A 12,861-nucleotide genomic window follows, 5' to 3' on the forward strand; every position below is an offset into this window, starting at 1 on the left:
GGATTGAGTTATGATGACGAGTTATTGGCAGAGGGATTTGCATATTGGTTATTAACAAAACAAAGTATGCAAGCAAAAATATGAGCATTTTGAAACGAATACTTTACAAGTTATTTACCACAAATAAGAAATAAAAAAGAAAGGAAGTGTAAATGATGTTAAATACAATAATTGGTATGATAGGAACAATTGCCATAATCGCCTTGTTTGGTTGTTTATGGAAGTTTCTTGGTATTAAATTGCAAAAAATGAAAAAACAAATTGAGTTAACGAAATACAAAAAAACTTGTCGAATAATATTATATGTTAGTATAAGTTGTTTCGTGTTATTTTTGTTGGTATTTGGATTGTGGTTTGGATTAATATATCCAACTTTGAAATAAAATGAAAAAATATTTAAAAGCAATTTATAAAATATTTTTAAAGCAGAAAGGAGGTTATATCCTGTGAAAAAGATTATATTATCATGTTTATTAACATCGTTGATTGGTGTAAGTGAACCATTTATTGTCAAATCATCCATCAATGATAATTTTTTGTTTATAAAACAAGAACAAGTTATCAGTAAAAATGCAAAGAAAAGTTTTAATCCAACAGCACCAAGTTTTACAAAAAATATTAATTGAAATGATGATATTGATGTCGAAACGGGTGGAACTTGGGGTGGTGATTATACACAGAAAGTAGAATCATCATATTATTATGTTAATATATTGGATTATGCTAGTAGTTGAAATGATTTTAAAAATAAATACAAACAGATTAAAATTGATTTTGAGGGTTATGTTGCTCACAATCAGGCGGCTACGGCAAATTATAATGCTTATCACTATATCAATCTAAATGAAATAAGTGGCATAGCAAAAACAGAACAAATTTTTAATCACTATCAAGGTTATACCCAAAATGAAGAATGAGGATGAGCAAATGTAAGATATCAATTAGAAAATAATGATTGCATTAAAATTGATTTTTTGGTTTATGCACGAGCGAAAAACGGATGAAATTCAAGTAATACCTGAGCAAAAACATGATTAAAAGTTAATGAACTAATTTTTAATACAAGTTTTAGTTTTAATGATATGAAAAGTAATTTAACAAGAGAACTAAATAAAGAATTTAGTTATTATTCTAATATTGATAATAATCCACAAAGTTCACATAATTGAAACCAAATTAAAACACAAGTAGATAACAAAATCAAAAAAGCACTAAATGATAATAATGATACCCAAGGATGAATTGAATTTTTAAACCCAAATTATCAGTTAGAAAAAAGCAATAATGGTTATTTTATAAAAATAATAATTAACATTGATAATTATCAAAGTGGCAAGTATGAAACATGAGAATTTAAAACACCACTAAATTTTGATAGTGATTATAATATTGTTAATGCTAAAAATAGAATCGAAAATGAATTAAAACAAACAATTATTTATCAAAGTGATACATCAACCAATATTTTAGATGAAAGTAATTGAAATGCAATTAAAACTATCTTAGATAATAAAATATTTAGTGTTTTAGGAAAAAAAGGAAACATAATGGAATGAAAAAAACTTATCAATCCTAATTATGCCTTAATAACAGAAAGTAATAATTATTATCTTAAAACAAGTTTTAATATTTTTAATTATTTAACAGAACAATGAGAAAATTGAGTTTTTAAAACAAAACTCAATTTTTCATTAAGTGCAAAATATTGAAAAAGTAAATTACAAGAACGAATTTTAATAACACCAGGAAAAATTAGTGATGAAAATGGTGTTGCAATGATTAATGATATTGAAGAAGTTATTAATAACGGTGAAGGAAAAGAAAATAAATACAATTAATTTAAACGCTGTTAATGGTTTATACACATATACTTTTGATGATAAAGAAAAAGTTAATAAATATGAAATTGAAATTATCCACCGACCAAACCCTAAAATTGAGGGAGATGTTGGTGGTAATTTTAAGTTAACAATTTTAATTGAAACAATTACTCCATCATTACAATTAAAATTAATGGGGTGAGGGCCAAAAAATATTGATTATGAAAAATTAACAAGTGAATTTATCAAAGACCCAAGTAATGAAAATAAAACAATTAAAAACCCCAATTATGATCAAGAAATAAATAGACAAACAGGAACAAAAAAACAATTAATATGGGTTCGTCATCAATCTAACACCCCGTTTCCGTTAGATCCACTTGATAGAGATGGAAATTTAATAAAAAGTAGTAGTATTAATGATTATGATATTGGTTATTTAGCAGAAGCCAGTACAGTTGGAGCAGGATTTGAAAACTTTTACAATAATGACAACATTGAAAAAGTTATTCGTTATTTATCAAATGAAAATTTAGAGACTAAATTTGAAAATGGTTACGAATTAGAAAAAAACAAAACGGGAGATGTTAATACTAGTGCTGGGTGATTTCATTTTATTATTCAACAAAAACGCTTTAATGATTTAAACGGAAATACACAAACACCATTTTATCAACACAAATTTATTTATGTTGATAAAAATAAAAGTTCAAATTATGGATATTTTTTAAATTCAGTTAATAACCAAAATGCTAGTGATTTTTGAAATACAACACAAGGAAAACATTTAAAAAATTATATGATTAACTATAAAAAGTGAAATTCAGATAATGATTTATCAAAATTAACTTATGAAGCAGTTTTATCATATTGACGAGATTATGTTTCAGATATTCGTAATCATTTAGCGGTTAATGAAAGCATCAATAATTTTAAAGCATTAAATGATTTAAATATTAGTGCTTTGAAAATGAATACCAAAGATATGAAAACTATTAGAAATAAAATTGAAAACTTTGTTTGAAAAGAAATAAACAAACTTAGTTTATTAGCAACAATAAATAAAGATTATATTATTCAAATATATAAAAATAGTCAATGACAGAAATTAAATGATGATGATTTAAACCAATTAATAACTAATCAGCAAGAACAAACAAAAGAAATAATGCTAAAAATCAAAGCACTAAATACATCAATGTTTTTAATTGGTGAAACAAACCAATTTAAAGTTATTAATAACTTAAATTATGATGAAAATAAAGTAATTGATTTAAGTAAAATTAAATATCAAAATCAAGAATATAATTTTAAAGATAAAACAAAAGATGATATTTTAAATAATTATATTATGGAATATATTAAGCAAGGTTTTAAAATTAATAAATTAGATGAAATCTTGAAACAAGATATTGATTATCAAATATCATTACAAGGATTAAATGGCCAAAACATTAATATTAATGATAATGAATTACAGGAATTTATGAAAAAGATTCAAGAAAATAAATATAGTGAGTTAAAAATTAATATTTATGCTTTGGATAATAGTTTAAAAGCAGTTGGGAATGTTTCATATAAATTAATAAACAACCCAATAACAGAAAATGCTCCCAACAAACCAAATAAAATTCCCCCAACAGAGGGAATAATACCTAACACTCCTAATAATCCAAATGGAAATAACAAAAATAATGGGAATGAAGAGAATAATAATCCAAATAAACCAGAAAAACCAAACAAACAACCAGATCCTAACAAACCTAATAAAAATAATGAAAGTGGTTGAAAAAAGTTTTTTAAAAAACCAGTTAATTTATTTTTTATGACTTTGATTAGTTGTGTGATAGTTGGTGGTTTTATAACTTGGATTATCATTAAAAATCAATTAAATAAAAAAATTGGGGGCAAAAAGTTGAAAAAAATAAAAGCGATAATGAAGGAAAAAAACAGATAAAATATTAGTTTATTACCCCTTTATTTAATATCCTTATTACGCATTTTAATGGGCAAATTAGCAATGAAAGTTATTTTATAATAAAAAAATATAATTTATTTCTTAAAAAAAGGCATTTAAAATGCCGTTTTTTATTTTAAAGAAAGAGGTGCAAAATATGAAAAATGTAATACCAAAAAAACTAAAAGACGCCAAATATCGATTTTGACGCAATATAACAATAACAGATGTTTTGATAATTGCTGTTTGAGTTGGATTAACAATTATGTTTATATTTGGTTTTCAATGAAAACTATGAATAAAATTATTATCATCATCAATCATGATTTTAATTAGCTTACCACTAATTATTACAAATAAAAAGACTAATTTAAAAGGATGACAATGCTTATATTATAAAATAAATTTCCTATTTAGTTATAAGAAATATAGTAAAAACAAAACTAGTTTACTGGTGCCATATAATAAAGTTATTGATGATAATTATATTGCAACACACGGAATTTTAAAGGGTACTTTAAAAAAGACTTTAATTGGTGCAATTAAAACAAAGGGATTCGATATCACTTTATTAAGTAGCGAAGAGCAAATATTAAGATTGCGAGATTTGCAAGATGTTTTTAAATTTGCTAATTTTCCAATAACTTTTTTAAAGTTAGAATTACCATTAAATTTTGATGACAACATTAAATATTTACAAAAACAAATTAATAAAACACAAATTCGTTATAAAAACAATGAAATTATTTTTAATCAATTTGTAAAAATTACAAAACAAATTAAAAATAATATTGCTTTTTTAAAAAAAGAACTAATTAAAATAAACGATGAAATTAAAACTGAAAAATGTTTTTTTATTTTTGTATATGGAAATAATCAAAAAGATTTAAATGAAAAAATATTATTTTTAGAAGATAAATTATATAAAGGAAAAATTAATTGTAATACTTTATCTAATTACGAAATAACAAAAATCTTAAAATTAATTTGAAATCCGTATGAAAAACCATTAAATAAAACATATTTTAATAAAAATAAAGATAATTTAGCAAAATTATTGCAATTTAACTACCTAAATATTAAAAAAAATTATTTTATAGCAAATGATTTATATTATTCAATTAATACTATTCAGGACTACCCTTTATTTATTAATGATTTATGAGGGGCATGTTTATTTTCAAATGAGCAAACTATTATTTGAAATATAAATCCTTTAAATTATGATGAAACAAAAAAAGCAATCAACAGTGCCATTCAAACAACCCAAACAAGACAAGTAATGACAAAATCATATGTTAATACAAATGAAAATAACTATGAATTAGAAACATACTATCATTTAATTGATGAGATTAATGGTGGTGGCGAATTATTAAAAAATGTTAATATTTTATTTTTAAATTATGGAACAAATAAAAAAACATTACTACAATCACAAACACGATTAACAAAAGCATTAAAAGAAATGGATATTAAACTTAATCCATTGTGATATCAACAATTTAATGGTTTAAAAGGTTTTATACCCTATAATAATAAGGTCATAATAAAAAAATATGGCAGAGAAATGCCAACAAGTACCTTAGCAGCATCATTTCCATTTATTGATAGTGGCTTATATGATAAACAAGGAATGTACTTAGGAACAAATAATATTGGAAATGTTGTATTGTGAGATCAATTTAAAATTACAAGTAAAAGAACAAACCATAATATGTTTATTCTTGGTTCATCAGGAATGGGAAAAACATATTTGTTAAAAAAAATAATAAATTATCATATTCAGATGGGGCGGAAAGTGATTGTTATTGACCCTGAAAGAGAATACCAAGAATTATGCAAATATTATGATGGAAATTGAATTGATGCAGGAGATGCTTCGATAGGAAAAATAAACCCCCTACAAATTTTAGATAATAACTTTATTGATGAATTAGAAAATACCAATTCATCGCCCCTATCCAATCATTTACGATTTTTAGAACAATGATTCAAAACGCTTTATCCTGATTTTAATGGAAGAGAAATTAATTTATTAACAAAATATTTAAAATTATTATATCATCAATTTAATATTACAAATAATAGTAACATTAATAAAATTAATAATAATGATTTTCCAATTATGAATGATTTTTATTATTTATTAGAAAAAGAATATAAGAACAATAAAAATCAACTTTTAAAAGAATTTATGGATTTAATAGCAACTGATTTTTTAAATGATGGAAAATATCAAGCACTTTGAAATGGTTACACAACGATAAAATTCAATAACAACTTTATTGTTTATGATGTTTATAATTTGTTTGATTTAGATGACAAAAAAACAAACGCAGCACAATTAATTTTAATGCTAAATATTATTAAAAAAGAAGTGAAAGAAAATCGTTTTAAAAATGATAATGAAATTGTGATAATTGTTGATGAGGCTCATTTAGCAATTGACAAAGATAATCCAGTTGCTTTAAATTTTATGTATCAAGTGACAAAGCGAATTCGGAAATATAATGGTGCGTTGGTCGTGGCAACACAAAACATCGCTGATTTTGTAGAAAATGAAACCGTTTTAAAGAAAACCACAGCAATTATTAATAATAGTCAATATTCTTTTATTATGGGGTTAAAACCTAACGATTTAGAAAAAGTTATTAATTTATATAAAAGTTATGGCGGATTAACATCAGCAGAACAAGATTATATTGCTCGTAGCGTAAAAGGACAAGGGTTATTTTTTGTTTCTGGATTTGAAAGATATCGTATTGAAATTCAAGCAAACAAAAAAGAAAAAGCAGGGTTTGGAAAAAAAGATAATTAAAAAAACAAGTAAATTTACTTGTTTTTTTTAATTTTTATGAAGAATTTTATTAAATTTTTGCTTTTTTAGCAAAAAATAAAAAAGGAGGATAAAAATGTTAAAAACAAATTTAGGAAAATTAATAAATGGTGACGCATTAACTTTTATTAAAAGTTTAGAAAATGATAGCGTTGATTTAATTTTAACTGATCCACCCTATTTATATAATTTACCAAAAAGAAAAAACGAGCAAATAAATAAAAATAATATATCAAAAAGTATAAATAAATATATTAATGCTATCTATGATAATAATTTGCATAATTCATTTGATATAAATACTTATTTAGATGAGTTTTATCGAATTTCAAAAACTAAATTTATGTTAATTTGAATGAATAGATGACAAATTAAAGATTATTTAGATTGAGTTTATAAAAATAATATGAATTTTGATTTTTATTTTTGAGAAAAAACAAACCCAATGCCAACTAACAATTTTATTTTGCAAGATAAAGAATATTGTATGATTATTTACTCTAAAAAACACCAAATTCCAAATTATCAAAATAACTATGAAAATAAAAAAACAATATTTAAGAATTCAGTAGGATCAGCTTATAAAATAACACAACATCCAACAGAAAAACCACTAAATATATTTTACAATTTAATTCAAAAATATAGCAAACAAAATGATTTAATTTTTGATCCTTTTATGGGAAGTGGTACAACTGCGTATGCTTGTGAACAGTTAAATCGAAGATGACTAGGGTGTGAAATAAATAATAATTATTTTGCAATGATACAAAAACGATTAAAGAAAATACAACTTAAATTAAATTTTTAAAAAATGAATAATTTTCAATTAATTAAAAATATAAATTATGTGGCAGTTTTAATTGCAATGATGGTTGTATTATCGCAAACTATGCGAATCCAAATTATTCCAAGAACATCAATTCCATTATTTTTAATCCCCATTTTTATAAGCGGATTTATTTTAAATTGATATTGGTGTTTCTTAATTGGAATTATGGGGCATTTTCTATCAGATTTAACATTATGAGGTTTTACTGTGGGATCATTATGTTGAAATATTGGGACAGGTTTATTAGCAGTTTTAATTAAACTAATTAATTGAATAAAAATAAATCATAGTATTAAAATTATTCTTATTTTATTATCAAACATAATTATTTATCTTCCGATTGATTTTATGCTTTTTTGATTAAATATTGATGTTTTAAATATAGAACAAATAATTATCGGAATATTAATTACGAACACAATATGTTTACCAATTTTTTATTTTATAACATTAAAAATTAAAAAAAGATTAAAAATAATTTTATAGAGAAAGGAACTATCAAAATGAAAAAAACAGAAAAATATATAAGTTATCAAGTTATGACAAATAATTTAATTTTAACAAAACCTTATTATGATATTAAAGGTAATAAATGAATTGAGTTAAGGATAAAAAAATTATTGTATCCTTATGCAAGTATTAATATAAATAGCAAATATTTTAAATTACAATATAACAATGATTATTGTTTTATTACAATTTTTAAAAATCAAAACTTTTATATTAAAAATAAAGTTGGAAAAATTGAGGGTGAGATTAATTGAGAAAAAATCCACCCTTTTTTATTAGAAATGGATAAGCAAGTTTTAATTAAAAAAGCAGAACAAAAACAAATATACCAAGAAAATTTAAAATATTTTAATAGTAATAAATTTCCAAAAAAAGATGATTAATTAGACAAAATAAAAATGAAATTTTTGAAATATTTTGGCAAAGCCAAAATGTATGATGAGTAGTAATTTTGGCTTTTTAAATTTAATAAATTTTAAAGGATAAAAATTTCCAAAAAAGGAGGATAAAAAGATGGAAAAAGAATATAAATTTAAGTCATCACCACCGATTACAACTTTTAAAAAATATAAAAGTGGTACAGTTGACAAATTAATACGACATAATTTTAGAATTAAAGTACCTGAAAATGTCAACCCTGAGTTTACAAAATATAATTTTTATTATGTTGGTGATAAAAAAGAAAAAATTATAAATGATAAAGGTTTTAAGTTAGTAAATAATAAAAGATTTGAATTATTAAAAAATATAGAAGAAGATTGAAATAAACAACAACAAAAATATAGTGAAGCACAAAAATCAACTTTTAAAGAGTTTTGTAATAAACATAATACTTATATAGAAATTGTTTTGCCAGCAACAAGACAAGAATGATTTGAAAAAATGGGAATATGTCAATTTACAGATATTCAAGTATGAGATAAAAAAAACGGATACGCGTAAAATGGGACAATTAATTCCTGAAAGTATAAATTATCATAAATTAAATGAATGAGCTAATATTGAAATAAATTTTATGAAACAATGAATGAAAAATAATCTTAAAACAGATATGGGATATTTGTATTCAGCAGTTCACATGGATGAAACAACACCCCATATTCATTTTGGTTTTATTCCAATTAGTAAAGTTTTTTCAAAAAAACTTAATGGAGAAAGATACATAATTAGTAATAATCGTATTTTTGGGGGTAAAAAACAACTACAAAAATTCAATAATTATCATGCTAATTATTTAACAAAAGCAGGTTATGAAATAGAACCTGGTGAAATTGGTAGTAAAGGTAGTTATAATGCAATGAATTTTCGACAAGTTAAAGAATTTGAACGAAATAATCTGGAAAATGAAATCAATAATATATTTAATGAATACAATTTTGTAAAAAACAATATTAAAGAATTTAACAAAATTAAAAGTATTAATGATGATTATGATAGTTTAATTTATGAAATTAAACAATATTTAAAATATGAAAATAATTTTACAGATTATGAAATAAACCAATTAACTAAATATTTAGATTTAGCAGAAAAAATGAAATATTACAAAATTATAACTACTGTTGCTAACCCAAAAATAGTAGATTTTAAAAATATGAGTTTAATTGAACAAGAATTTAATAAAATGGTTTTTAAAATCAATCCGATTATGCAAAAAGAATATGATTTGGTAAGCAGTCTAGAAAGAGAATTATAAAAATATGTGAAATAAAATTAAAAAGAAAAAAATAAGTTTATTGATTGGTTTATGTTTTGTTCCAATTATTTTTATTTTTTGTTTAACATTATTTGGAATGGGTTATTCAATTTTTACTAATTGAAAAGAAATGACAATATTTATCAATGAAATTAAGCAATTTCAAATATTATCCTGATGAAATTATATAATTAAAAGTGAATATGGATTACTAATAACAGTTGGATTAAGTTTAGCGTTTTATTGCTGATTTTTTTATTTTGTTTTATTTAGTAAAGTGAAAAATAAAGAAACGGCAATCAAATCAACCGATAAAATAGATTTTGGGGATAGTAAATGATTAAGTATAAAAGAAATTGATAATATTAGTGATAAAGTTAATATCAAAGATAATTATAAAAATACTGGTTTTGTTTTTAAATGTAATAAAAACAAAAAAGATTTATTTTTTAACTTAAAAAAATAATATTCATAGTGTTATTGTTGGTTCAACAGCAAGCGGAAAAAAAACAAGGAATAGTATTACCAACAATTTATTTAAACGGAAAATCAACCGTAAAACCAACTATGATCATAACCGACCCCAAGGGAGAATTATATAATTTAACTAGTGGATTTTTAGCAGAAAATGGTTATAAAATAAAAGTTATTGATTTTCGTAATTTAGAGAAAGGAAATAATTGAAATCCATTAAAATTAATTTATGATGACTTTATTAAAATGATCATAACAGATAATGAAAAAGATAAAATAAAATGAAAAATAAAGTATCAAGATAAAATTAGATCACTTAGTCGTATGTTAATTGACAAAAATATTGAAGATGAATTTTGAAATAATTCAGCAAGTATGATTATTCAAGGAATTATTTTGGCAATATTAGAAGATTATGAATATAAAATAAATAAATTTAGTAAAAAATCAGAAATAGAAGAAATGTTAAACCAAGAATTATTTTTCAACAAATTTAATATGGCTTCTGTTGCTGCCATTGCTAGTCTTAAAAAAGATCTAGTTGAATGACTTAATAATCGAAAAAATACCAGCATTGCCAAAATAACAGCAAACCAAGCTTTGGTTGATAGTAAAGAAAATCGAACACTAGATAGTATTTTAATGACTGTTGCAAAAAGTTTAGAAATATTTAATAACGATTTTATTCGTAATTTAACATCCCAAAATGATATTAATTACAATGATTTTATCAAATATCCAACAGTTCTGTACATCATATTTAGTGACGAAAATGATAATTACTATAAATTAATAGCAATATTAATTAGTCAAATTTATCAATTTTTAACAAATAAAGCAAGTGAAACAATCGAACAAAAATTAGGAAAACCAGTATATTTTATATTAGATGAATTTGCTAATTTAACAAAAATAAACAACATTGAAAAATGAGTTAGTATTTCGCGTAGTAGAAACATCTTTTTTGAATTTATTTTACAAGATATTAACCAATTAAAATTAAATTATGGTGTTATAGTAGCAAAAATTATTTTAAATAACTGTGGGATGCATATTTTCTTACATACTAATGATTTAGAAACAATAAAATATTATAGTGAATTATTTGGAACAAAAACAATCGAACAAATTAGTATTAATGAAAATAAAAACAATATTAGTGTTTCAAAAAATTTAAAAAGTCATCCTTTAATGTTAACTAGTGAGTTAGCAAATTTAAAACAAGGGCAAGGAATTGTTAAAATAGCCATTATCAGGAGGATTGCCTTTCCGAAACATTGACATTCACATATTTAATTGACCAGTTAAAATATTTTATTCTTGTTTAATGTATTGAATACCATTGTCACTATGGATTATTACATTTTTGACTTTATTTCTTTAATTTTGTAGGTTATGTGCAAGAAGTCTAATAAATTTTTATTTAAATAAATATAATTTAAAGCAACTTTAAAATCTAATTTATGTAATCTGATTAATCCATTAACTAGTCCACAGATTAGTAAACCTAAAAATATTATAATTGGCAATAAAACTAAAATTGGCAATAAAACTAAATATACTATTAAAAATTGATTTATTTTTTTGAAATCAACTTCTCATATTATTAATTCCTTTCGCATAAGTATCCTATCCGAAAGTTAATAAAAAGCACATATTTTATTGTTCTCTAAAATTAAATTCTTTATTATGAAATTCTAAATATTTAATCATTTCCCTACCTGAAATATTGATTACTTTAGTTTCATTTACTAAATTAAAATAAGAAATTTGACCTACTATGCTTCTTGATATTTTTAAAATACCATTGGAATTAAAAGTAATTAAAAATTTATCAAACAATCCATCATGATTTGGACATAATAAAAAACCATTATTTGGATCAGAAATTTCTGTAATTTTTTGTAATTTATCTAAGGACTTATCATTAATTATTTTATTTACTGGTTTAATATGTGATGCCACCATTAACTCCAATATATTTATTCTACAATTAATAATCTCACATTCAATACCACGATTAGAAATCAACATTTCTCTGAATAGTCTTCTATATTTGTTATATTTTTTATTATTTTCATCAGTTAAATCTGATAATGGTATATTACTTAATTCTGAATTAATCATTGCTATATATTCTTTTTTTAAAATATCATTAAAAAATCATTCAAGTTTTTCTCAATAAACTATATATACATTCTTTTTATTATTATATTTATAAATTTTATTATTGATAACATCTAATATTTCTTCTAATTTAACTCATCGTGATGAAGAATTATATGTTTCTTTTTTAATAACATTTGATAAGTATATTTGTTTAGGGTCAACTATTAAATATACTTTTTTTGAGAAATCTGGATTACCATTATCGTCTAAAGGCACATAAATATTTATTACTAAAACTCTTTCGTAATTATTTATTATTTTTTTAAAAGCTGTTGTATGATAAGGTATTGCTATTTTTTTGCTTGTACTATTATAACTAATGTCTTTTCCTCCCCCATCAGGAAATTCTATAAAAATATTGTAATAAAGATTCTTATAATAAATTTTAAACAAATTTTTCTTACCATTACTAATTTCTTCAACATTTGTAATTTTTAAATCTTTCAATAAATATTCAATAAATATAGACTTATCTTTAATATTATCTAATGGATGTGGTTTTTCTAATTCAGTAATATTTCCTGAAACTATATGTTTATAACTATATGGATATTTTTTCATATA

The 12,861-nt window shown here is 22.4% G+C and carries 11 protein-coding genes; 10 read left to right on the top strand and 1 reads right to left on the bottom strand.

Annotated features, from left to right (window positions below; translation table 4 throughout):
* The first annotated feature begins 446 nt into the window (after positions 1-446).
* The 10 genes from SDAV_RS07535 (at position 447) to SDAV_RS07580 (ending at position 11,424) form a co-directional block, all read left to right on the top strand.
* Positions 447-1,838 (top strand): hypothetical protein, encoded by a 1,392-nt coding sequence (locus tag SDAV_RS07535; RefSeq protein WP_114565125.1) that lies wholly within the window; start codon positions 447-449, stop codon positions 1,836-1,838.
* A complete protein-coding gene (locus SDAV_RS07540; RefSeq protein WP_151202519.1) occupies positions 1,810-3,777 on the top strand; it encodes a hypothetical protein in 1,968 nt (655 codons plus the stop codon). The genes SDAV_RS07535 and SDAV_RS07540 overlap by 29 nt, the downstream gene beginning before the upstream one ends.
* Positions 3,778-3,934: 157 nt before the next feature.
* Complete coding sequence (locus tag SDAV_RS07545; RefSeq protein ID WP_186823359.1) at positions 3,935-6,598, top strand: Mbov_0397 family ICE element conjugal transfer ATPase; 2,664 nt, start codon at positions 3,935-3,937, stop codon at positions 6,596-6,598.
* 94 nt (positions 6,599-6,692) lie between these two features.
* Positions 6,693-7,427, top strand: a complete 735-nt coding sequence (locus SDAV_RS07550) for a DNA-methyltransferase (RefSeq protein ID WP_114565128.1) — start codon at positions 6,693-6,695, stop codon at positions 7,425-7,427.
* A gap of 3 nt (positions 7,428-7,430) precedes the next feature.
* A complete protein-coding gene (locus SDAV_RS07555) occupies positions 7,431-7,934 on the top strand; it encodes an ECF transporter S component (RefSeq protein WP_114565129.1) in 504 nt (167 codons plus the stop codon).
* A 17-nt stretch (positions 7,935-7,951) separates the two neighbouring features.
* The gene (locus SDAV_RS07560) at positions 7,952-8,341 is read left to right on the top strand and encodes a hypothetical protein (RefSeq protein WP_114565130.1); all 390 of its coding nucleotides are present in this window, start codon (positions 7,952-7,954) and stop codon (positions 8,339-8,341) included.
* A gap of 130 nt (positions 8,342-8,471) precedes the next feature.
* The gene (locus SDAV_RS07565; RefSeq protein WP_114565131.1) at positions 8,472-8,900 is read left to right on the top strand and encodes a hypothetical protein; all 429 of its coding nucleotides are present in this window, start codon (positions 8,472-8,474) and stop codon (positions 8,898-8,900) included.
* 1 nt (position 8,901) lies between these two features.
* Positions 8,902-9,654: a plasmid recombination protein gene (locus tag SDAV_RS07570; protein WP_114565132.1), complete on the top strand. Its 753-nt coding sequence runs from the start codon at positions 8,902-8,904 to the stop codon at positions 9,652-9,654.
* A gap of 4 nt (positions 9,655-9,658) precedes the next feature.
* Positions 9,659-10,120 carry a hypothetical protein gene (locus SDAV_RS07575; protein ID WP_114565133.1) on the top strand — a complete coding sequence of 154 codons (462 nt, stop codon included), beginning with the start codon at positions 9,659-9,661 and terminating at the stop codon, positions 10,118-10,120.
* A gap of 17 nt (positions 10,121-10,137) precedes the next feature.
* Positions 10,138-11,424 carry a VirD4-like conjugal transfer protein, CD1115 family gene (locus tag SDAV_RS07580; protein ID WP_151202520.1) on the top strand — a complete coding sequence of 429 codons (1,287 nt, stop codon included), beginning with the start codon at positions 10,138-10,140 and terminating at the stop codon, positions 11,422-11,424.
* Positions 11,425-11,787: 363 nt separating this feature from the next.
* Here the strand turns inward: SDAV_RS07580 and SDAV_RS07590 are convergent, their stop codons facing one another.
* The gene (locus SDAV_RS07590; protein ID WP_114565136.1) at positions 11,788-12,858 is read right to left on the bottom strand and encodes an HNH endonuclease signature motif containing protein; all 1,071 of its coding nucleotides are present in this window, start codon (positions 12,856-12,858) and stop codon (positions 11,788-11,790) included.
* Positions 12,859-12,861 lie beyond the last annotated feature (3 nt).

Source organism: Spiroplasma phoeniceum P40 (assembly GCF_003339775.1).
Taxonomy (GTDB): Bacteria; Bacillota_I; Bacilli_A; order Mycoplasmatales; family Mycoplasmataceae; genus Spiroplasma; species Spiroplasma phoeniceum.